This window comes from Roseburia zhanii (assembly GCF_014287635.1).
Classification (GTDB): Bacteria; Bacillota; Clostridia; order Lachnospirales; family Lachnospiraceae; genus Roseburia_B; species Roseburia_B zhanii.
On the sequence record NZ_JACOPH010000015.1, the window covers coordinates 51,796 to 78,102 of the forward strand.

Consider the following 26,307-nt stretch of genomic DNA (forward strand, 5'->3'; position numbering starts at 1 on the left):
CTGTGTGAAACTCCATTTTACTCTTTGTGTTCATTCATATGCATTGCCATATCTAATGCTTCTTTTTCCTCATCTGCTAAGGTAATGACAGAATTTCCATCAATAATTTCTTTGATATAAGTGTAACATCCTTCTCTGCTGTGCATAGCATTGATAATAAAGCCATCATTTGTTTCATTCAATAGTGCCAGAGAAAAACTCAGTTTTCCGCCCATTTCCTGAAATGCATCATATTTAACCAATCCGACTTTCTGGAATGTACTTTTCAAATTCTTATAAATTGTCTGGATATCATTCTCATTTTTCTTATTAGAAGAAATCAGATAATCCATCTGATCCATGCGGCTCATAATAGATTCTTCTAAAGTTTTTGCATTTTTTCCATCCATAAACATTTTATATTTTTTCTTTAATTTGTGTATTTGAACTGCATTGACTAATAAGATGATCAATAGGATCACTACAAATCCTGCAAGTCCTAATAATATGTAATCTGAATCAATTCCTAAATAATACTCAATCATTTTTTTATCCTTTTCTTTATCATTTTTCTATTACTGTCCTATTGACTGTAAAAGTTCTACAATACGATCAAGTTCTTCTGGTGAATAATACTCGATTTCTATTTTACCTTTATTTGCATTCTTCTTGTTTATCACAACTTTCGTACCTAAAATTGTTTTCATTTTTTTTTCGAGATCCTGATAGATAACTTCTAGCTTTGGATCAACCGGTACTTCTTTTGCAGGCGCAGTATTTTTTTCATTCTGCATCTTCTTCACAAGTTTTTCTGTTTCACGAACGCTTAATTTTTCATCGAAGATCTTCTGTGCTACTGCATACTGCTTGTTCCAGTCATCAATTCCCAACAATGCTCTTGCATGACCTGTCGATATCATATCATCAATGACCATCTGCTGTACTTTATCTGAAAGTTTTAATAACCGCATGGAGTTTGTAACGGCAGTTCTGCTCTTTGATACACGCTCTGCGACTTCATCCTGTTTCAGATTAAACTCATTTAATAATCGCTTATATGCAATTGCTTCTTCTATTGGATTTAAGTCCTCTCTCTGTATATTTTCAATCAAGGAGATTTCTACGATTTCCTGATCTGTAAGATTTTTAATAATAACCGGTATTTCTTTTAATTTCGCCATCTTAGCAGCACGCCAGCGGCGTTCTCCTGCTATGATCTCATAATAATCTTTTTTATCCTGAACCAAAAGCGGCTGCAATACGCCAAACTGTTTGATAGAATCTGATAATTCTAACAATGCATCCTCATCAAAATTCTTTCTTGGCTGTTCCCGGTTTGGTTCTACTTTCTGGATATCCATCATAATGGTATCTTTATCTGTAGATATTTTTTCTTTATCATTATTGTTGCTTACAGCTATATTTTTAGGAGAGATTACAGCATCTATTCCTTTTCCTAATCCCTTGCCTAAACCTTTTCCCAAGCCTTTTTTTTCTGCCATGTTTCTATAAATCCTTTCTGTCTATTACTTCTTTTGCTAACATCCGGTAACTTTCTGCTCCGGTCGATCTCGAATCGTATTTATTGATAGGAAGTCCATGGCTTGGTGCCTCTGCAAGTCTTACACTTCTCGGTATAATTGTTTTATAAATGGTGGTGTCCAGATTATTCTTTACATTTTCGACTACCTGCAAAGATAAATTTGTTCTTGCATCATACATAGTGAATACAACACCCTCTATTTGCAGATTTTCATTTAAGCGCTCTTTTACAAGACTAATCGTATGGAGTAACTGGCTCAATCCCTCTAATGCATAATACTCACACTGGATTGGAACTAAAACCGTATTTGCAGTTGTCAATGCATTAACAGTCAGCATATTCAGAGATGGTGGACAATCTATAATTACGAAATCATAATCATCTTTGATATAATCAACAGCATTTTTCAATATGTATTCCTTTTCATTGATTCCAAGCAACTCAATTTCTGCACCTGCAAGATTGACATTTGATGGAATCAGATCAAGATTTTCAAACTCTGTTTTAACCAATGATTCCTTAATTGTGCACTCATCAAGCATCAACTCATAGACCGTATTTTTCAGTTCATCTTTATCTACACCCAATCCGCTGGTCGTGTTTCCCTGAGGATCAGTATCGATTGTCAATACCTTTTTACCACTTTCAGCTAAACATGCAGACAAATTGATAGCAGTTGTCGTCTTACCAACTCCACCTTTTTGATTAGCAATTGCTATAATTCTTCCCATGATTTATTCCTTTCTGCTATTCACTGTATTAAATTATATCACTTATCATTTCCTATTTCTATAGGTATTTCGTCAAGTTTCTCTAAAATTTTCATTTGTATTAGATGGGGAAAATGTTTCACGTGAAACATTTTGTTATTCATAGAGTGACTAGTGCATCGTTTCTGAAATAACTACACCATTCACTTGCCTGCGAATCGATCGTACAGGTAGAAAAAAGCCTCGGTATAGCCCGCTACGCCGAGGCTTTTTTCTACCTGCACACTCGAATCCGCCATCCTACGTGATTGGTATAGTTATTTACGAAATGATATACAAGTGACTGCAAACATTAATATAGAATTAAAGCCACGGATTCTTTAGTAGTTTTGTTTCATGTATTATAAGTTATTCGGTTGCTAAATTATTATGCTGACATGATTGAGTTTTATTTGACATTTAGGAAATATACAAGCAGAAACACTCATTCCAAATTTATTTATTTTGCAAAAGGATATTCTGGCTAGAATTTCTTGTTGTCCGGTGATTGGTGATTAGAAATACAAACCAATTAGTAAGTATATAGAATATAAGAAATTTTACCAATGTAAAAGTCAGCTAACACATTGTAAAGCAGCTCTTTTGGCTCGATTTCACTCTATTTCTTATTAAAAGCAATAAAAGCTAATCAAAAGCGATTTCTATGTTTAAAATGTTGGTTTTCGCTATACAGAATCACGGTTTTCACTACATCGGAATTATGAGGTTCTTGAAATAAGAATGTTCATTGAATAATCTGGTTCTAATCGTTCCACCTGTCTGGTGTAAAGTGAGCCACTTCATCTACAATTGTTTTTTCTATGGCTGGGTATGAGATTAAACACATCTTACAAAGCCTGCTATCGCACCGCTGTGGCGGCAAAGACTTGACCAGATATGTCCTCTCTCATAAAATAGTACCTAAGCAAAATCAAGGTGGATTAATGCCGGTCTACTAGCTCACCCAATACTGGAATGGTGGCTCTCACGAAGTAGAATATTCAAATTATCATTACTATATAATAAAATCTTTTATTACATATCAATAACTTATAGAGGATTCAAACGTCAAAACGTGACTCACAACTTAGTGACTGGCAATTACACACAATACCGAGTCTATTTTGTGACTTTAGAAGAAAATTAGTAAATCTTAGTCTGCCTGTTAATAATTATATAGTGTTTTGCTGCCATGGACGACGGTAGCAAAAGTCTTAAACGCCCCGTCCATGGGACGTTTAAGACGTACACGTCACTTTGTCATAGCCTATTTCAGGCAGACTTAGATTTTCTTATTTTTTTATACAACAGAACAAAATAGACTCGGTTTTGTATAATCTGCCAATCAAAAAAACTTAAAGCCACCTTTTGACATCCCTCCGAATGTATATAATTTACTCTTTTATTATACTCAATTATCTATAAGCGAACAGTAATCGTTTTATTCAATCTAAAAATTAAATAATTTTATTTTATAACTTTATATTTTGCTTATCATGTTTTACAGATATTTTCTTCACGATGTATCTTTGTATCAGATCCACTACTTTTCAACAAACTAAAAAATGGAAAATGTTTCACGTGAAACATTTTCCATCATCATCTCCCTAATTATGTATATCAATCAAATTATTCCTTATTGCAAATACAGCAGCCTGTGTACGATCAGATACTCCAATTTTCTTAAATATATTAGACACATGATTTTTAACCGTTCTTTCACTGATTTCAAGCTTAGTTGCAATCTCTTTATTATACATTCCGATTGCCAAATTTTTCAAAACATCTAACTCTCTCTTTGTCAGACTGTCAATCTTATCATAATCATTTTCCATGCTGATCATCTTTGCATTTAACATTGGAATCAGATCCGGCTGAATATAGGTTTCACCATTTAGAATTGTCATAATGGCTTTTTTCAACTCTGATGACTCCGAGTCTTTTAACACATATCCATCAACACCTAATTCAACTGCTTTGATCAGATACTCCACTTCATTATGAACTGTCAGGACTAATACTTTTACTTTCCTATTGCCTGACTGGTTCAATTCTTTTAAAACATCCAGACCATTTTTATTTGGCATATTGATATCCAGTAGAAGAACGTCAGGTGCTTCTTTAGATAAAATTTCTAAACATTCTACTCCATCACTTGCTTCTGCTATTACTTTAAACTGCCCCTCTAATTCCAGTAATTGTTTCAGTCCTTCACGTATCATAGAATGGTCATCTGCAATTACCAACTTAATAGCATCCATGCTATACCTCCTTATTATCTATTGGTACTTTAACAATAATTTCAGTACCCTCCCCAAGTTTTGATATAATATCTATTTTACCGGATAACAGACATATCCGCTCTTTCATTGTGGAAAGTCCAAATCCAGAATAGTCTTCTCTGATTTCATTTTCCTGTGAGTCAACATCAAATCCAATTCCATCATCTTGGATGATGATCTGAACAGAATCTGTTGCATATGTAATCTTAACAGACAACTGATCTGCCTGTGCATACTTCATAGAATTATTACATGCTTCTGTAATGACTCTTAAAATGGTAAGCGCTACGACAGATTTTAATGGAATTACCGTTCCTTCTACCAAATAACTGGTATTGATTCCCTTTTTCTGTGCATCTGCTAATATACGTTCGATTGTTACATCAAAACCTATATCATCAAAGGACATCGGATGAAGATTATAAATCATCTTCCTCATATCTTCTATGATCTTGCGAATCTTCTTTGACATTCCAGATAATTCTAACTTACACCGGATCGGATCCATATCGATCAGCTTAGAACAAAGTTCTGTCTTATGCACAAGGCTTGTCAGATTCTGAACAGATGAATCATGTAATTCTCTGGCAATCCTCTGCCTCTCATTTTCCTGTGTTTCTAGGATTTTTAATTTCAAAACATCTTTTTCATCTATACAGTGTTTAGTATATTGATTCTGTGCTGCTTTCTGTTTCTTTGCAATTTTAAGAACACTATCTAATTCTGCCAGTTTAGAATTGATATTCAAAAGTTCATTTTTCGTATTCTCATACGTTTTTCTCAATTCATCCTGTTTCTTCTCTAATAAAGATATATTATTTCTTAGATCTACATTCTGTTTTCTAGGAGAAAAAGCATCAAAATTCCGATTTTCTTCTTCTTTTAACCTCTCGATGAATTTTATATTTTCATTGATTTCAATATGAATACTCTTTTTCTTTGATTCTATACTTAATTTTTCTTCTAAAAGCTCAGCTCGTATTTTACTCAAATAATCAATTACCATAAGCGCTCCATAGAACATTTGTTCTGCTGTAATTAGGCATATCTTACTATATATTTTACTCCATTTTTACTTAAAAAAAAAGTAGTATTCTTTAGTTTTTATATTTGTAAGAATATGCATTTTCGTCTATAATATAAAGTAGAATGGTAATTATTCAAAACCCCTTAGAATCATAAAAAATGATACGTCATGCTTGCATATAAGTAGCAGTTTGTATGATTCGCAAGGTGACTCGAATAGAGCCGACACCAAATATGAGCAAAATAGCTGCAAAGCAGCGGTAAAGCACGGATTTATCGTGCGGTTTTGTGAATATATGGGGGATGTTCTGAATAGTTACATAGAAGGTAATTATCCCATACTTTTATAATTACAAAAGAATCTATATAAAAACAGGAGGTTGTATATGAAAAAAATTATTAAGCATTTTTTCTTACTAACTGGACTAGCTACTGGCTGTATTTATGGCATTAACAAATTTATAGATACAACTTCAGGTATTAAAAAGCTACTAAGTTCTAACAGTGGACATTTTTTTGAATGGCGTTTTGGTAACATCTTTTATACAAAACATGGGGAAGGTTCTCCGATTCTTCTGATCCACGATCTTCATCCGGCAAGTTCTTCGATCGAATGGAGTAAAATGATCAAAAAATTATCAAAGCAGCATACAGTCTATACAATTGATCTTTTAGGCTGTGGTCGCTCAGACAAGCCTGGACTGACTTATACAAATTATATGTTTGTACAGCTGATCACCGACTTTGTAAAGAAAGTCATCGAACAGAAAACAGATGTTATTGTTACCGGTGATTCCTGTTCCTTTACTTTAATGGCTGCAAATATGGACGACAAGATCTTTGATCGTATTTTTCTGGTCAGCCCGCCATCTTTAGAATCACTTGTAAAAAATCCAACGAAACAGACAGACTTTGTAAAGAAAGTTTTAGAACTTCCGATCATCGGAACTTTCTGCTACAATCTTCAGATGCTTGAAGATAAGATCACAGATCTCTTTGAGCAAAAGTATTACCGCAAAAAAGCTTTTATATCTGCAAACTTAAAGGACAGCTATTATGAATCTGCTCATTTAAACCACAGCAACGGCAGATTCTTATATGGAAGTATTCTTGGAAATTATACAAATATCAACATCATTCCTGCCTTGAAGAAACTCGAAAATCCAATCTACATTCTTGGCAGTAGGGATACCCAGACATCGATCAGGATTATCGATTCCTATGTGAAGTATGATGAAAATATTGAAACAGCTTATATTTCCAACTGCAACAAACTTCCGCAGTTAGAAGAACCGGAAAAATTATATGAGATCATTTCTATGTTCTATGACGAATAATACTCTATTACAGATATGATACGATAATAGAAAACCGATTGCTTAACATGAAATTAAAGCAATCGGTTTTTTTATCCTTATATTGTTTACTTCAATGGCATCTTCGAAGGTGTTCCAGCCTTTCTCGGATAAGTCTTTGGTGTTGTCTTCACTTTCTCCACAACAACAAATGAACGCTTACTTTCTTCAAGGTCAAACTTATAAACTTCCTTTAATTTTCCACCAAGCAAGAAACATGCTTTTTTTGACTCCTGCACTTCTTCTTCAATCTCTCCTGACTTATAAGAGATAAATTTTCCACCAATGTGGACAAATGGCAGGCAATATTCCTCTAAAGTGGATAAATTTGCCACGGCACGAGATACGCAGAGGTCAAATTTTTCTCTATATTCCAAATTTCGTGCTAATTCTTCTGCTCTGGCATGAACTGCATAAATCGATGTCAGTCCTAATTCTTCTATCACTTCTTCAATAAAATGAATCCTTTTATTTAAAGAATCGACTAATGTGATCTCTATTTCAGGAAATGCGATTTTAAGTGGGATTCCCGGAAAACCTGCTCCGGTCCCCAGATCAATGATCTTCACTGGTTGATCTAAATCTGTGACATGATTTAAATATATTGAATCTAAAAAATGCTTTTCTACTACTTCTGTAAATTCTGTAATACCTGTCAGGTTCATTACTTTGTTTTTATCGATCAGCATATTATAAAAAGTATAAAATTGCCGCTTCTGCAAGTCAGAAAATGTAAAACCTGCTTGTTCAAATTTATCTGACATATAAGAAATTTTTTCTTTCATCCAATACCCTTTCTACTTTTTCGTATTCTGATATTTGAGCTGCTCTAAGTAAACAAGTATTACAGAAATATCTGCCGGTGAAACTCCAGAAATTCTCGAAGCCTGTCCGATAGAAACCGGTTTTACCAGATTTAATTTCTGGATGGCTTCTTTTCTAAGACCATGAATATCTTCATAATTAAAATCTTCCGGTAGTTTTTTCTTCTCTAATTTTTTAAACTGTGCAACCTGTTTGATCTGTCTGTTGATATATCCTTCGTATTTCACATTGATATTGACTTGTTCTCTGACTTCATCTGGAAGTTCCGGTCTTTCCGGATCGATCGGCGCTAAGATGTCATAAGAAAGTTCCGGTCTTCTGATCATTTCCACTAATGATGTTCCGGTATTGAGTGGAATACTTCCGTAGGCTTCTAATAAGGACTGTACTTTCTGGTTCGCTCCGATCATCACTTTAGAAATACGTTGCATTTCCTGTTCGATCAAAGCTTCTTTCTTTAACACCCACTGATATCTGTCCTCCGGAATCAGTCCTACTTCATAACCTTTCTTTGTCAGGCGTAAATCCGCATTATCCTGCCGCAAAAGGAGGCGATATTCCGCTCTTGAAGTCATCATGCGGTAAGGTTCGTGATTTTCTTTTGTTACAAGATCATCGATCAATACTCCGATATATGCTTCGGAACGATCTAAGACCAGTGGCTCTTTTCCTTTAACATACATAGATGCATTAATCCCTGCGATCAATCCCTGTGATGCTGCTTCTTCATAACCGGAACTTCCGTTAAACTGTCCACCACTAAAAAGTCCCTTAATTTTTTTAAATTCCAATGTCGGATACAACTGATTTGGATTGATGCAGTCATACTCGATCGCATAAGCATTTCTGACGATCTTCGCATGTTCTAATCCCGGAACTGTCCGATACATCTGGTACTGTACATCTTCCGGCAATGAACTTGACATTCCACCGACATACATTTCATTCGTATTGATTCCTTCCGGTTCAATAAATACCTGATGCTTATTTTTATCTGCAAATTTTACAACCTTATCTTCGATCGATGGGCAGTACCTTGGACCTGTTCCCTCGATCACACCTGCATAGATAGGTGAACGGTCTAAATTTTTGCGAATGATCTCGTGTGTCTTTTCATTCGTATAAGTCAGCCAGCAGGAAACCTGTTCCTTCTGGATATCCTCAGGATTTGTTGTAAAAGAAAATGGAACGATCTTTTCATCTCCGAACTGTTCGACCATTTTTGAAAAATCAATCGACTTCTTATCCATCCTCGCCGGTGTTCCTGTTTTAAAACGAAACATTTCTATGCCATGCGCTTTTAAGGAATCGGTCAGATAATTTGCAGCCGAAAGACCATTTGGTCCTGTATGCGTTACCATCTCACCGGTCAGACACCTTGCACGAAGGTAAGTACCTGTACATAAGACAACTGACTTAGAATAATAAGTCGCACCGGAAACTGTTTTTACACCGCAGATCTTATATGTATCTTCCTCTCCTTCTGTGAGGATTTCTGATACTTCCGCCTGACGGATCGTAAGATGTTCTGTTGCCTGTAATGTTTTTCTCATCTCCATACTGTAAGATGCTTTGTCTGCCTGAGCTCTCAAAGAGTGGACCGCAGGTCCTTTGGATTTATTTAACATCTTAGACTGGATAAATGTCTTATCAATATTTTTTCCCATCTCACCACCTAATGCATCGATTTCACGCACTAAATGTCCTTTTGAACTTCCGCCGATATTCGGGTTACATGGCATCATGGCAATGCTGTCCACACTAACTGTAAATAAAATCGTTTCTAATCCGAGTCTTGCAGATGCTAATGCAGCTTCACAGCCTGCATGGCCTGCACCTACAACACATACATCATAATTCTCCACAATACAGGGCATTTTTCTTCCTTCTTTCCACTTTTTTATCCGTTTATTATTTTCCCATACAGAATTTACTGAATATCTCATTTACCAGATCATCTTCTACTGACTCTCCGATAATTTTTCCAAGTTCCTCATATGCATTCATAAGATCGATCGAATAAAAATCTTCCGGCATACCATCTAAGATACTCTGCTTTACTAACTTAAGACTACTTTGTACTTCCATAAGTGAAGCGGTATGTCTTGCATTCGTAATATAAACTTCCTCATTCATCTGTATCTTACCATCAAAAAACATTTCTTCGATCGTATTTTCTAATTCGTCAATCCCAATCCGGTGTTTTGCTGAAATTGAGAGGATTCTCTTATTTAAGTATCCTTTCATTTCTTCCTCTGTAATTACAGAAGTCAGATCGGATTTATTTAACAAAATGATTGTATTACGCTCTTTTAAGATTTCAATAATTTTCTTATCATCTTCATCTAACGGGATCGATGCATCTACAACATAAATCACAAGATCTGCGGTTTCCACATATTCTCTTGCCTTATCAACCCCTATCTTTTCTACGATATCTTCTGTATTCCGGATTCCTGCCGTATCGATCACATTTAGACTGATTCCATTTAAACGGATCTGTTCTTCGATCACATCTCTTGTCGTTCCGGCAATATCAGTAACGATTGCCCGGTCTTTTCCGACTAAAGTATTCAGTAAAGATGATTTGCCTGAATTTGGCTTGCCGACGATCACTGTACGGATACCTTCTTTTAAAATCAAACCGTTTTTAGCATTTTTTAAAAGATCTGCAATCTTATCTGAAATCTCATCTACTATCTGCATAAGATGATCTCCGTAAGATTCTAACTGATAATGCTCTGGATCATCTATCGCAGATTCAATAAATGCAATCTCATGTAAAATCTCACTTCGGATTGTTCCGATCTTTTCTGATATTGCACCCTGCAACTGATCTATCGATGCTTTTAATGCAAAATCATTTTTCGCATTGATCACATCAATAACGGATTCCGCCTGTGCAAGATCGATCCTTCCATTTAAAAAAGCACGTTTCGTAAATTCTCCCGGTTCTGCAGGTCTTGCACCACTCTTTATAACCAGTTCTAAGATCCTTGTCATCACTAAAGTTCCACCATGACAATCGATCTCTACGGTATCTTCTCTGGTATAACTTTTTGGTGCAAGCATGAGAAGTACCATGACTTCATCGATCACTTCATCACCATCTACTGCAAAACCATAATGGATCGTATGTGATTTACAATCAGCTAATTTTTTTTCTGATGATTTCAGCCTTATCATCTTATCTGCGACTTCTACTGCTTCTTCTCCGCTGATCCTGATAATTCCAATACCGGAATTTGTCATTGCTGTTGCTATGGCAGCAATCGTATCCGTTTTCATATAAATACCTCCACTAATCTTCTCTTACAGATGAAAGAAGGCTGTTGCAGACACTATCTTACGATTAAATTACGAAAGTATAATGTATTGCAACAGCCCCTTTAAACTATTTCTTCAACGTAACAACTACATGACGGTAAGGATCTTCTCCCTCACTGTGAGTCGTAACATATCTGTCATTCTGTAATGCGGAATGAATCACCCTTCTCTCAAATGGATTCATCGGCTCTAAAGCAACTGGTCTTTTTGTACGCTTTACTTTATAAGCAATGTTCTTTGCAAGATTATCTAATGTTTCTTTTCTTCTGACACGATAGTTCTCTGTATCGATCTTAACTTTATAATATGTTTCAAAATTTTTATGAACTGCATTATTTGCAAGCAACTGTAAGGAATCTAAAGTCTGTCCTCTTTTTCCGATCAGAACACCCATATCATTTCCTTTTAATTCTACATCAATGTTACGGCTATCCTCATCGATCTGAATCAAGATCTCTACTTCTAACTTCATTGCGTTAAAAATATCTGACAAGAACTTTCTTAAATAAGTTTCCGGTGTCAATGTCTTTGTTACTTTAATCTTTACAGGCTTTGCACCAATTCCTAAAAATCCGCTGCTTCCCTTATCGATCACTTCGATTTCTACCTGATCACTTGTTGCTCCTAATTTGACTAAAGCATCCGTTACTGCTTCATCATACGTTTTTGCTGAAACTTCAATAAAATCCATAGTAATTAGCCCCCTTATCTACTATTTTTTTCGTTAAATTCCTTTACTAGATTTGCCTTTGCTGACATACTTCCCGGTTTTGCTTTACTTCTGTTTACAGCAGCTTTTTCTAAGATTTCTTCTTTTTCTTTAGAACTAACTGCCGGCTCACTGATGTTTTTCGTCTTTAACTTTGCAGCCTGATTGATCTGATTTTCAGAAATGCCCATCTTTTCACGTTTCTTTTTGGCTTTTTCCTGATTCTTCTTAATGATATCATCAAGATCTATTTTCTCAAAATGTTTATTTAAACAGATCTGCTGTATTGTACGGACTAATGCACTGATGATCCAGTAAATACCAAGACCAACCGGAACTGTAAAACAAAATACTAAAGAGAACAACGGCATGATCTTATTCATGGTATTCATCTGTGCTGCCATTGCATCATTATCGCCGCCGTTTGCTGTAGCCTGCGGCATCAGTTTAATATTTAATACCTGTGTCAGATAAGATGTTACCGGTATTAACAGTGCTAAGATCACCATCAGATATGCGTGGTTACCCATGCTTGTCTTTATAACATTTAACGGTGTATCGGAAATATTGATTCCAATAAAGTTATTGATCTTGCTGATATGTTCCTGTGTAGATACGATCACATCTGTAAGACCGCTGAACTTATCTTTTAAAAGCTCCCATCCAGAAGAATTCATTGCATATAAAGTATCTACAATATAATTAGATAAAACCGTGTGGTCTGTTGATGTAAAATCAACACGTACAGTTTTTAAATTTACTTCTTCAACAAACTTAGCCATGATATTCTGATAATCAGAAGTAGCCATAATGCCATCTACTAATGCACTAAACTGGCTCTTTACACTTCCTAAGTATGCAGGAACATTGTAGAATACACGATACAATGCTAAAAGGATTGGGAAGTTAATCAGCATATATACACAGCTTCCGGTAGGGGAAACACCATATTTCTGATAAACAGCCTGTGTTTCGTCCTGCATTGCCTGCATGGAAACCTGATCTTTTTTACCCTGATACTTCTTCTGTACCTTCTGAAGTTCCGGCTGCATCTTCATAGACAGCTTTGAGAACTTCTGCTGCTGATAAGTGATTGGGAACAGACACATATAGATAACAATCGTAAAGATGATAATTGTTAAACTAATATTCTCGATTCCACATACATCGGTCATGAACACATAGATCCAGTTCATGATCCATCCAAGAACTCTTGCAATAGGTCCAAGAATTGCTCCATCATATGCTGTTAAAATAATATCTGCCACTGTAACATACCTCCTAAATATGGTTAGTAACTATTCGATACCTGATAGTTACGTTACATTTATGGAACAGGATCATATCCGCCTTTTGAAAAAGGATTACATCTCAATATCCGCCATACAGCCAATGTACCGCCCTTTAATGCACCATATTTTTCCACAGCTTCCAAACCATACTCCGAACAGGTCGGACAATACGGGCATTTTGTCGATTTCAAAGGCGACAAATATTTTCTATAAAATTTAATCATTGCAATTAAAATATTTTTCAAAATCATTCCATCTTCTTTTCATTTTCTACTACGATACCATGTTTCTTTGCCAGTCCAAGCAGAGCATGTTCGATTTCATGGTAAGATGCATTCTTAGCATTTACTCTGCAGATGACTACAATATCCAGACCACTCTCAAACATTTCTTCGTGCAGTCTGTAACTTTCTCTCACTAAACGGGTAAGATGATGTCTGACGACACTGTTTCCTACCTTTTTACTTACTGATATTCCTAATCTGTTTCTTTGCGTATCATTCTTTAACACATACATTACTAAAAGTTTGTTTGCATGAGAAGTTCCCTTATTATATACATTTCTAAAATCCATATTCTTTTTCAGCGATTCTGAGAATTTCATATGCGATACCAAACTCCTTTACATTTCTTCTTAAATAGAAGAAAAGACCACAAAATATGTGGCCTAAGCTGATAATTTTTTTCTTCCTTTTAATCTTCTTGCAGCCAATACTTTTCTTCCGCCTGCTGTGCTCATTCTTGATCTGAAACCATGAACTTTAGATCTCTGTCTTTTTTTTGGTTGGAATGTCATCTTCATACTTTTGCCACCTCCTCTACTTTAGAAAACATCATTTCAATTATAACAAAAAAACCTTCTAAGTCAAGTAAAAATGCTATTTTTTCATAATTTCACACATTATTAAAAAGTTATCCACAATTCACTTTTCCACATCAGCAATATTTTGTGGATTTGGTCAGAGTAATACACAATTTGTGGATAACTCGTGGATAAGTGTGTGTTTTTTTCTGTAAACTTGTCTGATAAGCTGTGTATAGCATTGTATTCTTCCACTATTTTTCCTTTTTTTATTTCTTTTATCCCCCATACCTATGCAATTTTCTGATTGATAATTTCACTATTTTAGGTTATTATAAGGTGTGTAGGTCTTTTTATTTTTGATCTGCTAGGAAGAATAGATGGAGAATTTAGATGGAAGCAATATTTGAAAAATGGGAAGATATTTTACAAACTGTAAAAGAAGAACATGAGATCACACAGATTTCTTTTGATACATGGTTAAAACCGTTAGAAATCTGCACTGTGGACGATCATAAATTATACATACTTGTACCAGAAGAAATGAATATCACTGGTCTTAAATATATTACAAGAAGATATGAACTTCCTTTAAAAGTCACTATTGCTGAAATGACAGGAATTGAGTATGAACTTGTCTTTGTACTCCCGGAAGAGGCTAAAAAGTTAAAAACATCTCCAAAGAAACAGCCTGTAACATCGGAACTTGCAGAGCGTTCAAACTTAAATCCAAGTTATACATTTGATACATTCGTCGTTGGTAGTAATAACCGTTTTGCACAGTCAGCTTCTCTTGCCGTAGCAGAATCTCCGGGAGAAGCCTATAACCCTCTCTATATATATGGAGGACCGGGACTCGGCAAAACTCACCTTATGCACTCCATCGGTAATTTCATATTAGAACAGAATCCGGATCTTCGGGTTTTATATGTTACTTCTGAAGAATTTACAAATGAAGTTATCGAATCCATCCGTACCGGTAACGCAACTGCCATGACTAAGCTGCGTGAAAAATATCGTACCGTTGATGTACTGATGATCGATGATATACAGTTTATAATAGGAAAGGAAAGCACTCAGGAGGAGTTTTTCCATACGTTCAATGTACTCCATGCAGCCGGAAAACAGATCATTTTAACATCTGATAAACCGCCAAAAGAAATGGAAACACTTGAAGAACGTATCCAGTCACGTTTTGAATGGGGACTGATGGCAGATATCGGTGTTCCTGATTATGAAACACGTATGGCGATTCTCCGCCGCAAAGTCGAAGCTGATGAGATGGACTTAAGCGATGATATCCTTAATTATATAGCTACGAATATCAAGTCCAACATCCGTGAACTTGAGGGAGCTTTAAATAAACTCTTAGCATACAGTAACCTCGTAAAAACTGAAATCACGATGGATATTGCTATGAAAGAACTCCAGAATATCATTACACCGGATAAGCCTAAGGAGATCACTCCACAGCTTATCATTGAAGTTGTTTCCGAACACTGCCAGATCTCCTTAGAGCAGATGATCTCTAAGAACCGAAGCAGTGCTGTTGCACGACCTAGACAGATTGCCATGTATCTGTGCAAGAATATGACGAATATTCCACTTGAGTCTATTGGTAAGTTACTAGGCGGCCGTGACCATACAACGATCATGCATGGTGTCAATAAGATCACTGAAGAATATGAAACAAATGAAAATACACGTACTCTGATCGAAACGATTAAGAAAAAGATCAATCCAAATTAGTTTTCCACATTTTGATGTGAATTTCACGTTTATATTGTGTTTAAACATACTGTAAAACTATTCATTGGTTGTGTACATTCATTTTTTCTGCTTTAACATCTTAGACTTGACCTTTTAAAATATACACAGCTTATCCAACGTAAATCCTCATGTTTTCTTTACTTTTAAACATTGGTTTACCAAATGTAATTGCTTTATTTTCAGTCATTCTAAGGGTTTTTAACTTATTAACACCCCCTAATACTACTACTTCGAAATCTTTTTAATTTTATATATATGCTTTTTTGAAAGGAGTTATACACAACATGAAACTGATATGTTCAAAGGCTAATCTGCTAAAAGGAGTTAATATTGTTTCTAAAGCGGTTCCTACCAGAACAACAATGAATATTCTAGAATGTATTCTTATTGACGCTTCTACTGATGAAATAAAATTTACTGCAAACGATATGGAACTTGGTATTGAAACTAAGATCGAAGGTGAGATCGTAGAACATGGCATCATTGCCTTAGATGCTAAGATCTTTTCTGAAATTGTAAGAAAGCTTCCTGATAATGAAGTTACGATTGAAACAGACAACTCTTTTCAGACACTGATCACTTGTGAAAAAGCAAAATTTAATATCATTGGAAAATCCGGAGAAGATTTTTCCTATCTCCCATATGTAGAACGTATGGATTCCATCATAATGTCACAGTTCACATTGAAAGAAGTGATCAGACAGACGATCTTTTCGATTGCAGATAATGATAATAACAAACTGATGACAGGTGAACTTTTTGAGATTTCTGAAAACCAGTTAAAAGTCGTATCTTTAGATGGTCACCGTATTTCTATCCGTAACATCAACTTAAAAGACTACTACAAATATAAAAAAGTTGTTGTTCCGGGTAAAACATTAAACGAGATCAGTAAAATCTTACCGGGATCAGCAGACAAAGAAGTTGTTATCTATATTACTGATAATCATATTATTTTTGAATTTGACCAGACAACAGTTGTATCAAGACTGATCGAAGGTGAATATTTCAGAATCGAACAGATGCTTTCTTCTGATTATGAAACCAAAGTACGCATCAACAAAAAAGAACTTCTTGACTGTATTGACAGAGCAACTCTTTTGATTAAAGAAGGTGAGAAAAAACCGATCATTATGAACGTTGCCGATGGACATATGGAATTAAAGATCAATTCCTTTATTGGTTCTATGAATGAAGATATTGATATCGACAAAGAAGGAAAAGATATCCTGATCGGATTTAATCCGAAATTTTTCATTGATGCATTACGTGTCATTGATGAAGAAGAAGTAACTTTATACATGGTGAATCCGAAAGCTCCATGTTTTATCAAAGATGATGAAGAAAGTTATATCTATCTGATCCTTCCTGTAAACTTTAATGCTGCAGTGAATGGATAATAATTGTGTATAGATAAAAAAGAGGAATAAAAATGGAAATTGAGATTCGCGAAACAGATGAATTTATCCGTCTTGGACAGGCACTTAAAAAAGCCGGTATCGTAGGTTCCGGTGTAGATGCTAAAATGGTGATCCTTGACGGTGCAGTTTTAGTCAATGGAGAAGTAGAACAACGCAGAGGAAGAAAGCTTTACCCGGGAGATCGTGTATCTTTCGAAGGTGAAACCTATCAAGTGGTCAAATGATCGTAAAATCATTAGAACTAAATCATTTTCGAAATTATACAAATTTGGAGATTGATTTTGAAGCGGGTACGAATATTCTTTATGGTGATAATGCGCAGGGAAAAACGAATATTTTAGAAGCCATTTATCTGAGTGGAACAACAAAATCCCATAAAGGCAGCAAAGACAAAGAGATGATCCAATTCGGGGAAGACGAATCACATATCCGCATCTTTATAGAAAAACAGGAAAAACAGTTCCAGATCGATATGCATTTAAAGAAAAACCGCACAAAAGGAATCGCAATCGATCAGATACCGATCAAAAAAGCGAGTGAACTGTTTGGAATTTTAAATATCGTATTCTTTTCACCGGAAGATTTAAATATCATAAAAAATGGTCCGGCAGAGAGAAGACGTTTTATGGATTTAGAACTCTGTCAGTTAGATAAGATCTATCTGTCAGAGTTAGCAAAATATAACAAAATACTGAATCAGAGAAATAAACTTTTAAAAGATATTTATTTCAGACCGGATGTGAAGGATACACTTCCCATCTGGGATATGCAGTTATTAGAGTATGGACAAAAGATCATAAAAAGCCGCAGAAAATTTGTCAGTGAATTAAATGAGATCGTAACGCAGATACACAGTAAGATTTCCGGTGGCAGAGAAGAAATGATCCTTACCTATGAACCGAATGTAACAGAAGATCTATTGGAACAGGAACTTATAAGAGTACAGGAAAAAGATCTGAAATTAGGTCAGACGACAGTAGGACCGCATCGTGATGATATGTCTTTTACGATCCATGGTGTAGACATCCGTAAATTTGGTTCACAGGGACAGCAGCGTACATCAGCACTTTCTTTGAAATTATCAGAGATCGAACTTGTAAAAAAAGTGATCAAGGATACTCCGGTATTACTTTTAGATGATGTACTATCAGAATTAGACAGTAACCGGCAGAATTATCTGCTAAATAATATATGTGGCACCCAGACGATCATAACATGTACAGGTTTAGATGAATTTATAAGAAACCGATTTGAAATCAACCGTGTATTTGAAGTGATAAATGGTGAGGTTTTCCGCAAATAGGAGGAATTTATGAACACAGAATATGGAGCAGACCAAATACAGATTCTTGAAGGACTTGAAGCAGTCCGGAAACGTCCAGGAATGTATATAGGCAGCACCTCATCACGAGGACTGCATCATCTGGTATATGAGATTGTGGATAATTCGGTCGATGAGGCTTTGGCTGGATTTTGTAAAAATATCGAAGTGACGATCAATCAGGATAATTCTATTACTGTTATCGATGACGGTCGTGGAATTCCGGTAGGTATCAATCATAAATCAGGACTCACCGGTGTAGAAGTTGTATTTACGATCCTTCATGCCGGCGGCAAGTTCGGTGGTGGAGGGTACAAAGTATCCGGTGGTTTACATGGAGTAGGTGCTTCTGTTGTAAATGCTTTATCCATCTGGCTGGAAGTAGAGATCCGTAGTGAAGGAAAAATATATAAACAGCGCTACGAACGTGGTAAAACCATGTATCCGTTAAAAGAGATCGGAAACTGTGGTTTAGATGAAACAGGAACAAAAGTAACCTTTTTACCGGACGATACGATCTTTGAAGAAACTGTTTATGATTATGATATTTTAAAACAAAGATTAAGAGAAACCGCATTTTTAACAAAAAATCTAAGGATCGTACTGCGGGATGCTAGAGTAGAGCCGATAGTAGAAAAAGAATTTCACTATGCCGGCGGTATCAAAGAATTTGTAGATTACTTAAACAATAGCAAAGAACCTCTTTATCCGGAAGTTATTTATTGTGAAGGGCAAAGAGATGGTGTTTATGTAGAAGTTGCCATGCAGCATAATGATTCCTTTAATGATACTACGTTCAGTTTTGTAAATAATATCATCACACCGGAAGGCGGTACACATTTAGCTGGTTTCCGTAATGCACTTACAAAGACATTTAACCAATACGCAAGAACGAATAAGATCATAAAAGATACCGATGCCGGACTTACCGGTGACGATATCCGCGAAGGACTGACTGCAATCATCAGTATCAAGATCGAAGAACCACAGTTTGAAGGTCAGACAAAACAGAAATTAGGAAACAGTGAAGCAAGAGGTGCTGTAGATAGTATCGTAAGTGAACAGCTTACTTATTTCTTAGAGCAGAATCCAGTCATTGCAAAGATGATCTGTGAAAAATCCCTACTTGCACAGCGTGCCAGAGAAGCAGCCAGAAAAGCAAGGGATCTGACAAGAAGAAAGACCGCTTTAGAAGGTATGTCTTTACCGGGAAAATTAGCAGACTGTTCTGACAAAGATCCGAAAAACTGTGAAATCTATATCGTAGAGGGAGATTCCGCCGGTGGTTCTGCAAAGACAGCGAGAAGCCGTGCAACACAGGCAATCCTTCCGCTTCGTGGAAAGATTTTGAATGTAGAAAAAGCTAGACTTGATAAAATTTATGGAAATGCCGAGATAAAAGCGATGATCACAGCATTTGGTACAGGTATCCATGATGATTTTGACATCACAAAACTGCGTTACCACAAGATCATCATTATGACAGATGCCGATGTCGATGGTGCACATATCTCTACACTGCTGTTGACATTTATCTATCGTTTTATGCCTGAACTTATCAAACAGGGCTATGTTTATTTAGCACAGCCGCCTCTTTATAAGATCGAAAAGAATAAAAAAGTCTGGTATGCATACAGCGACGAAGAATTAAATAAGATTCTTGTAGAAATCGGTCGTGACAATAATAATAAGATCCAACGTTATAAAGGACTTGGAGAAATGGATGCAGAGCAGCTTTGGGAAACAACCATGGACCCTGAAAAACGAATTTTACGTCGTGTTGTCATGGATGAAGAATCTGCTTCTGAAATCGATGTTACCTTTACAACACTGATGGGAGATAAAGTAGAACCTAGACGTGAATTTATTGAAGCAAATGCAAAATACGTCCAGAATCTGGATGTATAGGAGGAGTCAGTATAAATGGATGATAATATTTTTGATCAGGTCCATGATGTAGACCTGAAAAAAACGATGGAAACATCCTACATCGATTATGCCATGAGTGTTATTGCATCTCGTGCACTTCCTGATGTAAGAGATGGTTTAAAACCTGTACAGAGAAGGGTTTTATATTCCATGATCGAATTGAATAATGGGCCGGATAAGCCACATCGTAAATGTGCACGTATCGTTGGTGATACAATGGGTAAATATCATCCGCATGGTGATAGTTCCATCTACGGTGCGTTAGTAAATATGGCACAGGACTGGTCTACCCGTTATCCACTTGTAGACGGACATGGTAACTTTGGTTCAGTAGACGGTGACGGTGCAGCTGCAATGCGTTATACAGAGGCAAGACTCAGTAAGATTTCCATGGAAATGCTTGCGGATATTAACAAAGATACTGTAGATTTCATGCCAAACTTTGATGAAACAGAAAAAGAACCAACCGTACTTCCATCAAGATATCCGAATCTTTTAGTAAATGGAACTTCCGGTATTGCAGTTGGTATGGCTACAAATATTCCACCGCATAACCTGCGTGAAGTGATCGCAGCAGTTGTAAAGATCATTGATAATCAGGTATTAGAAGACCGTGGAACAGAGATAGAGGAAATTTTAAAAATCGTAAAAGGTCCGGATTTTCCGACAGGTGGTATGATCCTTGGAACTTCCGGCATCGAACAGGCATACCGTACAGGACGTGGAAAGATCCGTGTCCGTGCGATCACAGATATTGAGACGATGCAGAATGGTAAGAACCGTATTGTTGTAACGGAATTACCGTTTATGGTAAACAAAGCCCGCCTGATCGAAAAAATCGCAGAGTTAGTACGTGATAAGAAAATCGATGGAATTACAGATCTGCGTGATGAGTCAAACCGTGAAGGTATGCGTATCTGTATCGAACTCCGTCGTGATGTGAATGCAAATGTCATTTTAAATCAGTTATTTAAACATACACAGCTTCAGGATACATTTGGTGTGATCATGTTAGCGCTGGTGAATAACCAGCCAAAAGTTTTAAATCTGCATCAGATGTTAGATCACTACTTAGAGCATCAGAAAGATGTTGTAACAAGAAGAACAAAATACGATCTGAACAAAGCAGAGGAACGTGCCCATATTTTAGAGGGATTGCTCATAGCTTTAGATAATATCGATGAAGTGATCTCTATTATCCGCGGCAGCCGTACTGCAAATGAAGCAAAAGAAAAATTAGAAGAACGTTTTGGACTGACCGATGTTCAGGCACAGGCAATCGTAGATATGCGTCTGCGTGCACTGACCGGTTTAGAGCGTGAAAAGATCGAAGCCGAATATGCTGAATTAATGGATAAAATTGCCGAGTTAAAAGCAATTTTAGCAGATGAGAAAAAACTGCTTGGTGTCATTCGTGAGGAGATCATGCTGATTTCTGATAAATATGGTGATGACAGAAGAACTTCTATCGGATTTGACGAATATGATATTTCCATGGAAGATCTGATCCCGAAAGAAAATACAGTGATCTGCATGACTAAATTAGGCTATGTAAAGCGTATGAGTGTCGATAATTTCCGCAGCCAGCATCGTGGCGGCAGGGGAATCAAAGGTATGGAAACAATCGATGATGATTATATCGAAGAACTTTTGATGACAACGACACATCATTATATGATGTTCTTTACAAATACCGGAAAAGTATACCGTCTAAAGGCATATGAGATACCGGAAGCATCGAGAACAGCAAGAGGAACAGCAATCATCAACCTCTTACAGCTTCAGCCGGGTGAAAAGATCACAGCAGTGATCCCGATTAGTGAATATGCAGAAGGTAATTATCTGTTTATGGCAACAAAGAAAGGTATCGTTAAAAAGACACCGATCTGTGATTATGCTAATGTCAGAAAGACAGGACTTACAGCAATCAATTTACGTGAAGATGATGAACTGATTGAAGTAAAGAAAACAGATAATACGAAGGATATCATTTTAGTTACGAAATATGGCCAGTGTATCCGTTTCCATGAAACAGATGTCAGAAGTACCGGACGTAATTCCATGGGTGTTATCGGTATGAACTTAGTGGATCGTGACGAAGTCGTTGGTATGCAGCTTGATACACAGGGAGATTATCTGTTGATCGCTTCTGAAAAAGGTCTTGGAAAACGTACAAAGATGGAAGAATTTTCTCCGCAGAACCGTGGCGGTAAGGGAGTGAAATGTTACAAGATCACAGAAAAGACCGGTAATATCATTGGAATCAAAGCAGTAAATGATGACCATGAGATTATGATGATCACAACAGAAGGTATCATTATCCGTATGAAAGTAGAAGATATTTCAATTTTAGGACGAGTTACTTCCGGTGTGAAACTGATCAATATGGATGAAGATGTTACAGTAGCAAGTATTGCAAAAGTAAGAGAAGATAAAAGTCTGATCGAGGAGATCGAACAGGCAGACGGTGAGCAACCAGAAGAAGGATCGGTTGAATAATAAATGTTTAAGGGGCTGTTATTACAGCCCTTTTTGCGATTAAAAAAATAATTTTTACGAGGGAGAATTGTTATGCCACAAACATTTTATGAGGTTGTCTGGATATTTTTGATATATGCATTTATCGGTTGGTGTACCGAAGTATCATATGCTACGTTAGATGCTGGAAAATTTGTAAACAGGGGATTTTTAAATGGACCATACTGTCCAATCTATGGTATCGGGGTTTTGATTGTTGTCGTGATCTTGACACCTTTAAAAAACAGTCTGTTGATATTGTTTATCGGTTCATTTGTATTAACTTCGGTTCTTGAATATATTACAGGATATGTGTTAGAAAAAGTATTTCACAACAAATGGTGGGATTATTCCGACAAACCTTTTAATATCAAAGGGTATGTATGTCTGAAATTTTCGATATTATGGGGACTTGCTTGCAGCTTTATCATGCTTGTGATCCATCCGATCGTTATGGGATTTATCCATATCATACCAAAAACAGTCGGAATCGTGCTTTTGATCATCTTATGTTCCGCATTTTTTGCAGACTGTGTTGTGACTGTAAGTACGATACTCAAATTTAATAAACGTCTTAAGATCATGGGTGAGATTGCCGGTAAGTTAAAAGTGATCTCAAATGAGATCGGTGAGAATATTTATGAAAATGTAGCAGAGGCGATCGAGAAGAAAGAACAGTTTGATGGTACATACAAAGAATTTAAGACCGGTTTTACTCAAAAGAAGGAAAAATTGGCAGAAAATGTGGAAAACCGTTATCAGAAATTCAATAACAGTGTACAATTGAACATAGAAAAGAAACGTGCAGAATATGAAGAATTGAGTAAGCGTTACAAAGAATTATCCGAGAAAAAGATCTATGGACATGACCGTCTGATCAAAGCATTCCCGGGAATGCATTCTATTGATAACGAAGATTCTTTATTGAAATTAAAAGAACACTTGATGCAGCTGGTAAAAAATAAAAAAAATCAGGAAGAATAGGAGAAGCCACATATGATACGGAATATAGACACAAAAATTATTACGGAAAATATCAAAGAAATGTGTATTGAAGCTAATCATTATCTTTCAAAGGATATGGAAAAAGCATTAAAGAAGGCTTCAGAAACAGAAGAATCTGAATTAGGAAAAAAAATATTAGGTCAGCTTATGGATAATCTTGATATTGCAGATAAAGAAATGATCCCGATCTGTCAGGATACCGGTATGGCAGTCATTTTTATGGAAATCGGACAGGATGTACATTTCGAGGGCGATGTATTAGAAGATGCGATCAATGAAGGTGTCCGGCTTGGCTATACAGAAGGATATCTTCGAAAATCAGTTGTAAAAGATCCGATCCTTCGTGAAAATACCAAAGATAATACGCCGGCGATCATTCACTATTCGATCGTAGCGGGAGATCAGGTCAAAATCACATTTGCTCCAAAAGGATTTGGAAGCGAAAATATGAGCCGTGTATTTATGTTAAAACCGGCAGATGGTATCGAAGGTGTAAAAAATGCAATTTTAACAGCCGTAGCAGATGCCGGTCCCAATGCCTGCCCACCGATGGTAGTCGGAGTAGGCGTAGGTGGTGATTTTGAAAAAGCAGCGATCATGGCAAAACAGGCGTTAACAAGAAATGTAGAAGAACATTCTGCTATTCCATATGTCTGTGATCTTGAAAAAGAAATGTTAGAAAAGATCAACAAACTTGGAATCGGACCGGGAGGACTTGGTGGAAGGACAACAGCTCTTGCAGTTAATATCAATACTTACCCGACGCATATTGCAGGACTTCCGGTAGCAATCAATATCTGTTGTCATGTAAACCGTCATGTTATCCGGAAAATATAAAAAATAGAAAGGTTATGTACACAATTTCAAGTACATATTGTGGAAAACTATGCAGAATATTTTAATTGTCGTGGATATGCAGAATGATTTTATAAATGGAACATTAGGAACGAAAGAAGCTGAGGCAATCGTTTCAAAGGTAGAGCAGAAAATCTCAGGGTTTTCCGGCAGGATCATTTATACCAGAGATACACATGAAGAAAACTACCTTGATACGCAGGAAGGAAAGAAACTTCCTGTAAAACACTGTATCCGTAACACAAAAGGCTGGGAACTTAGCCCGCAGCTTGACAGATTTGAAAAAGAGTGGATTATCGATAAGCCGACATTTGGTTCGAAAGAGCTTTGTGAACTTTTAGAAAAAGAAAACCAGAAAGAAGCGATCGATACGGTTACACTGATCGGACTATGTACAGATATCTGTGTGATTTCGAATGCATTATTGGTAAAAGCATATTTACCGGAGGTACGGATCATAGTAGATGCATCCTGCTGTGCCGGAGTAACGGTAGAAAGTCATAAAAGAGCATTAGAAAGTATGAAGATGTGCCAGATAGAAATAGAAAATGAGTAATAGGCAGTTATAACAGAAAGAGGAAGATATGGATAAATATATTACAACACCAATTACAGAAGATGTTACCGTAGATTTAAAAAGTGGAGATTATGTCTATATTACAGGAACAATCTATGTTGCAAGAGATGCAGCACACAAACGGATGATAGAAGCATTAGACAGAGGGGAAGAATTACCGATCAACATCAAAGATGCTACAATTTATTATATGGGACCATCTCCGGCAAGAGAGGGAAGGGCAATCGGTTCTGCAGGACCGACAACCGCAAGCCGTATGGATAAGTATGCACCGACATTGCTTGATCTTGGAGAAAAGGCAATGATCGGAAAAGGCAAACGAACAAAAGAAGTGATCGATGCGATCATTCGGAATAAAGCAGTATACTTTGCGGCAGTTGGTGGTGCAGGTGCACTTCTGTCAAAATGTATAGAAAAATCAGAAATCGTCTGTTATGAAGATCTGGGAGCAGAAGCCATCCGTAAGTTAGAGGTAAAAGATTTTCCGGCAATCGTAGTGATCGATCGTGAAGGAAATAACCTCTATGAAACAGCAATTAAAGAATTTTGTACCATGTAAATAAGAGATATCATGCCTCATTTTAGAGATATACTGTCAATACTTTGAAAATATGCTAAAAAAATCAAAAAAGTTATTGACAAAAGTGATTTCATTTAGTATTATTAACAATGCGTCACGGCGCAGGACAATTTCATATGTTTAGTCGATATTAACTTTGGAGAAGTACTCAAGTGGCCGAAGAGGTGCCCCTGCTAAGGGTATAGGTCGGGTGACCGGCGCGAGGGTTCAAATCCCTCCTTCTCCGCTTTATATCAGCTAAAATATGAAATTGTAATTTTTTGAAAAAAGTTGTTGACAAAACGTTTTAAGCATGATAATATAAACGAGTTGTCGCAAGAGATAACAACAAACGAACATTGATAACTAAACAGTGAAATAACCTTGAAAGATTTTGAGAATCATTAAGAAAAACAGGGTGACAGACTGAACTGTGACAGACTTGTCTGGAACAGGTCGGGATG

The 26,307-nt window shown here is 36.4% G+C and carries 24 protein-coding genes and 1 tRNA gene; 12 read left to right on the forward strand and 13 right to left on the reverse strand.

The window, feature by feature from the left end; all coding sequences use genetic code 11:
* Positions 1 to 17 precede the first annotated feature (17 nt).
* From H8S17_RS13540 to H8S17_RS13560, 5 genes are all read right to left on the reverse strand, one after another.
* Positions 18 to 524: a DUF4446 family protein gene (locus H8S17_RS13540; protein WP_186867628.1), complete on the reverse strand. Its 507-nt coding sequence runs from the start codon at positions 522 to 524 to the stop codon at positions 18 to 20.
* Positions 525 to 554: 30 nt separating this feature from the next.
* Positions 555 to 1,481 carry a ParB/RepB/Spo0J family partition protein gene (locus H8S17_RS13545; protein WP_186867629.1) on the reverse strand — a complete coding sequence of 309 codons (927 nt, stop codon included), beginning with the start codon at positions 1,479 to 1,481 and terminating at the stop codon, positions 555 to 557.
* Positions 1,482 to 1,485: 4 nt separating this feature from the next.
* On the reverse strand, positions 1,486 to 2,253 hold the full coding sequence (locus tag H8S17_RS13550) for a ParA family protein (RefSeq protein ID WP_186867630.1): 768 nt from the start codon (positions 2,251 to 2,253) through the stop codon (positions 1,486 to 1,488).
* Between the two features lie 1,625 nt (positions 2,254 to 3,878).
* Positions 3,879 to 4,532: a response regulator gene (locus tag H8S17_RS13555; protein WP_186867631.1), complete on the reverse strand. Its 654-nt coding sequence runs from the start codon at positions 4,530 to 4,532 to the stop codon at positions 3,879 to 3,881.
* A 1-nt stretch (position 4,533) separates the two neighbouring features.
* Complete coding sequence (locus tag H8S17_RS13560) at positions 4,534 to 5,559, reverse strand: sensor histidine kinase (protein ID WP_186867632.1); 1,026 nt, start codon at positions 5,557 to 5,559, stop codon at positions 4,534 to 4,536.
* A gap of 406 nt (positions 5,560 to 5,965) precedes the next feature.
* Between H8S17_RS13560 and H8S17_RS13565 the strand changes: the two genes are divergently transcribed.
* The gene (locus H8S17_RS13565) at positions 5,966 to 6,916 is read left to right on the forward strand and encodes an alpha/beta fold hydrolase (protein ID WP_186867633.1); all 951 of its coding nucleotides are present in this window, start codon (positions 5,966 to 5,968) and stop codon (positions 6,914 to 6,916) included.
* Between the two features lie 86 nt (positions 6,917 to 7,002).
* Here H8S17_RS13565 and rsmG read toward each other — a convergent pair whose 3' ends face one another.
* The 8 genes from rsmG to rpmH all read right to left on the reverse strand — a co-directional run bounded on the left by rsmG (position 7,003) and on the right by rpmH (position 13,889).
* Positions 7,003 to 7,719, reverse strand: a complete 717-nt coding sequence (rsmG, locus tag H8S17_RS13570) for a 16S rRNA (guanine(527)-N(7))-methyltransferase RsmG (protein WP_186867634.1) — start codon at positions 7,717 to 7,719, stop codon at positions 7,003 to 7,005.
* A gap of 12 nt (positions 7,720 to 7,731) precedes the next feature.
* The gene (mnmG, locus tag H8S17_RS13575; protein ID WP_186867635.1) at positions 7,732 to 9,705 is read right to left on the reverse strand and encodes a tRNA uridine-5-carboxymethylaminomethyl(34) synthesis enzyme MnmG; all 1,974 of its coding nucleotides are present in this window, start codon (positions 9,703 to 9,705) and stop codon (positions 7,732 to 7,734) included.
* The gene (gene mnmE / locus H8S17_RS13580) at positions 9,671 to 11,047 is read right to left on the reverse strand and encodes a tRNA uridine-5-carboxymethylaminomethyl(34) synthesis GTPase MnmE (protein ID WP_186867636.1); all 1,377 of its coding nucleotides are present in this window, start codon (positions 11,045 to 11,047) and stop codon (positions 9,671 to 9,673) included. Before mnmE ends, mnmG begins: the two co-directional genes overlap by 35 nt.
* Before the next feature lie 106 nt (positions 11,048 to 11,153).
* Positions 11,154 to 11,777: an RNA-binding cell elongation regulator Jag/EloR gene (jag, locus tag H8S17_RS13585; protein ID WP_178050544.1), complete on the reverse strand. Its 624-nt coding sequence runs from the start codon at positions 11,775 to 11,777 to the stop codon at positions 11,154 to 11,156.
* Between the two features lie 14 nt (positions 11,778 to 11,791).
* Positions 11,792 to 13,054 (reverse strand): YidC/Oxa1 family membrane protein insertase, encoded by a 1,263-nt coding sequence (locus tag H8S17_RS13590; RefSeq protein WP_186867645.1) that lies wholly within the window; start codon positions 13,052 to 13,054, stop codon positions 11,792 to 11,794.
* A gap of 68 nt (positions 13,055 to 13,122) precedes the next feature.
* A complete protein-coding gene (gene yidD / locus H8S17_RS13595; protein WP_178050545.1) occupies positions 13,123 to 13,338 on the reverse strand; it encodes a membrane protein insertion efficiency factor YidD in 216 nt (71 codons plus the stop codon).
* Positions 13,335 to 13,691, reverse strand: a complete 357-nt coding sequence (rnpA, locus tag H8S17_RS13600; RefSeq protein ID WP_178050546.1) for a ribonuclease P protein component — start codon at positions 13,689 to 13,691, stop codon at positions 13,335 to 13,337. The genes yidD and rnpA overlap by 4 nt, the downstream gene beginning before the upstream one ends.
* A gap of 63 nt (positions 13,692 to 13,754) precedes the next feature.
* Positions 13,755 to 13,889: a 50S ribosomal protein L34 gene (gene rpmH, locus H8S17_RS13605; protein WP_015561063.1), complete on the reverse strand. Its 135-nt coding sequence runs from the start codon at positions 13,887 to 13,889 to the stop codon at positions 13,755 to 13,757.
* Between the two features lie 393 nt (positions 13,890 to 14,282).
* Here rpmH and dnaA point away from each other — a divergent pair, with 393 nt between their 5' ends.
* The 11 genes from dnaA to H8S17_RS13660 all read left to right on the forward strand — a co-directional run bounded on the left by dnaA (position 14,283) and on the right by H8S17_RS13660 (position 26,090).
* The gene (dnaA, locus tag H8S17_RS13610; protein ID WP_186867637.1) at positions 14,283 to 15,638 is read left to right on the forward strand and encodes a chromosomal replication initiator protein DnaA; all 1,356 of its coding nucleotides are present in this window, start codon (positions 14,283 to 14,285) and stop codon (positions 15,636 to 15,638) included.
* 305 nt (positions 15,639 to 15,943) lie between these two features.
* On the forward strand, positions 15,944 to 17,059 hold the full coding sequence (dnaN, locus tag H8S17_RS13615) for a DNA polymerase III subunit beta (protein WP_178050548.1): 1,116 nt from the start codon (positions 15,944 to 15,946) through the stop codon (positions 17,057 to 17,059).
* A gap of 32 nt (positions 17,060 to 17,091) precedes the next feature.
* Entirely contained in the window at positions 17,092 to 17,304 is a 213-nt protein-coding gene (locus H8S17_RS13620) for an RNA-binding S4 domain-containing protein (RefSeq protein WP_178050549.1), read from the forward strand.
* Positions 17,301 to 18,383: a DNA replication/repair protein RecF gene (gene recF / locus H8S17_RS13625; protein WP_186867638.1), complete on the forward strand. Its 1,083-nt coding sequence runs from the start codon at positions 17,301 to 17,303 to the stop codon at positions 18,381 to 18,383. Before H8S17_RS13620 ends, recF begins: the two co-directional genes overlap by 4 nt.
* A 9-nt stretch (positions 18,384 to 18,392) precedes the next feature.
* Positions 18,393 to 20,309 (forward strand): DNA topoisomerase (ATP-hydrolyzing) subunit B, encoded by a 1,917-nt coding sequence (gene gyrB / locus H8S17_RS13630; RefSeq protein WP_186867639.1) that lies wholly within the window; start codon positions 18,393 to 18,395, stop codon positions 20,307 to 20,309.
* A gap of 15 nt (positions 20,310 to 20,324) precedes the next feature.
* The gene (gene gyrA, locus H8S17_RS13635; protein WP_186867640.1) at positions 20,325 to 22,829 is read left to right on the forward strand and encodes a DNA gyrase subunit A; all 2,505 of its coding nucleotides are present in this window, start codon (positions 20,325 to 20,327) and stop codon (positions 22,827 to 22,829) included.
* A gap of 72 nt (positions 22,830 to 22,901) precedes the next feature.
* Positions 22,902 to 23,831, forward strand: coding sequence for a putative ABC transporter permease (locus H8S17_RS13640; RefSeq protein WP_186867641.1), 930 nt, complete (start codon positions 22,902 to 22,904; stop codon positions 23,829 to 23,831).
* A 12-nt stretch (positions 23,832 to 23,843) separates the two neighbouring features.
* Positions 23,844 to 24,689: a fumarate hydratase gene (locus H8S17_RS13645; RefSeq protein WP_186867642.1), complete on the forward strand. Its 846-nt coding sequence runs from the start codon at positions 23,844 to 23,846 to the stop codon at positions 24,687 to 24,689.
* A gap of 49 nt (positions 24,690 to 24,738) precedes the next feature.
* Positions 24,739 to 25,263, forward strand: coding sequence for a cysteine hydrolase family protein (locus H8S17_RS13650; protein WP_186867643.1), 525 nt, complete (start codon positions 24,739 to 24,741; stop codon positions 25,261 to 25,263).
* A gap of 28 nt (positions 25,264 to 25,291) precedes the next feature.
* Positions 25,292 to 25,843: a Fe-S-containing hydro-lyase gene (locus H8S17_RS13655; RefSeq protein WP_186867644.1), complete on the forward strand. Its 552-nt coding sequence runs from the start codon at positions 25,292 to 25,294 to the stop codon at positions 25,841 to 25,843.
* 159 nt (positions 25,844 to 26,002) lie between these two features.
* A tRNA-Ser gene (locus H8S17_RS13660) sits at positions 26,003 to 26,090 on the forward strand.
* Positions 26,091 to 26,307: the final 217 nt, after the last annotated feature.

Bases quoted from the DNA above. Each gene is read 5' to 3' on its own strand.
- rnpA (WP_178050546.1), bottom strand. From the start codon at position 13,691: ATGAAATTCTCAGAATCGCTGAAAAAGAATATGGATTTTAGAAATGTA.
- recF (WP_186867638.1), top strand. From the start codon at position 17,301: ATGATCGTAAAATCATTAGAACTAAATCATTTTCGAAATTATACAAAT.
- rsmG (WP_186867634.1), bottom strand. From the start codon at position 7,719: ATGAAAGAAAAAATTTCTTATATGTCAGATAAATTTGAACAAGCAGGT.
- H8S17_RS13550 (WP_186867630.1), bottom strand. From the start codon at position 2,253: ATGGGAAGAATTATAGCAATTGCTAATCAAAAAGGTGGAGTTGGTAAG.
- H8S17_RS13650 (WP_186867643.1), top strand. From the start codon at position 24,739: ATGCAGAATATTTTAATTGTCGTGGATATGCAGAATGATTTTATAAAT.
- H8S17_RS13560 (WP_186867632.1), bottom strand. From the start codon at position 5,559: ATGGTAATTGATTATTTGAGTAAAATACGAGCTGAGCTTTTAGAAGAA.
- mnmE (WP_186867636.1), bottom strand. From the start codon at position 11,047: ATGAAAACGGATACGATTGCTGCCATAGCAACAGCAATGACAAATTCC.
- H8S17_RS13645 (WP_186867642.1), top strand. From the start codon at position 23,844: ATGATACGGAATATAGACACAAAAATTATTACGGAAAATATCAAAGAA.
- jag (WP_178050544.1), bottom strand. From the start codon at position 11,777: ATGGATTTTATTGAAGTTTCAGCAAAAACGTATGATGAAGCAGTAACG.
- gyrB (WP_186867639.1), top strand. From the start codon at position 18,393: ATGAACACAGAATATGGAGCAGACCAAATACAGATTCTTGAAGGACTT.
- H8S17_RS13540 (WP_186867628.1), bottom strand. From the start codon at position 524: ATGATTGAGTATTATTTAGGAATTGATTCAGATTACATATTATTAGGA.
- H8S17_RS13545 (WP_186867629.1), bottom strand. From the start codon at position 1,481: ATGGCAGAAAAAAAAGGCTTGGGAAAAGGTTTAGGCAAGGGATTAGGA.
- dnaN (WP_178050548.1), top strand. From the start codon at position 15,944: ATGAAACTGATATGTTCAAAGGCTAATCTGCTAAAAGGAGTTAATATT.
- H8S17_RS13655 (WP_186867644.1), top strand. From the start codon at position 25,292: ATGGATAAATATATTACAACACCAATTACAGAAGATGTTACCGTAGAT.
- dnaA (WP_186867637.1), top strand. From the start codon at position 14,283: ATGGAAGCAATATTTGAAAAATGGGAAGATATTTTACAAACTGTAAAA.
- H8S17_RS13555 (WP_186867631.1), bottom strand. From the start codon at position 4,532: ATGGATGCTATTAAGTTGGTAATTGCAGATGACCATTCTATGATACGT.
- H8S17_RS13640 (WP_186867641.1), top strand. From the start codon at position 22,902: ATGCCACAAACATTTTATGAGGTTGTCTGGATATTTTTGATATATGCA.
- H8S17_RS13620 (WP_178050549.1), top strand. From the start codon at position 17,092: ATGGAAATTGAGATTCGCGAAACAGATGAATTTATCCGTCTTGGACAG.
- rpmH (WP_015561063.1), bottom strand. From the start codon at position 13,889: ATGAAGATGACATTCCAACCAAAAAAAAGACAGAGATCTAAAGTTCAT.
- gyrA (WP_186867640.1), top strand. From the start codon at position 20,325: ATGGATGATAATATTTTTGATCAGGTCCATGATGTAGACCTGAAAAAA.
- yidD (WP_178050545.1), bottom strand. From the start codon at position 13,338: ATGATTTTGAAAAATATTTTAATTGCAATGATTAAATTTTATAGAAAA.
- H8S17_RS13565 (WP_186867633.1), top strand. From the start codon at position 5,966: ATGAAAAAAATTATTAAGCATTTTTTCTTACTAACTGGACTAGCTACT.
- mnmG (WP_186867635.1), bottom strand. From the start codon at position 9,705: ATGAGATATTCAGTAAATTCTGTATGGGAAAATAATAAACGGATAAAA.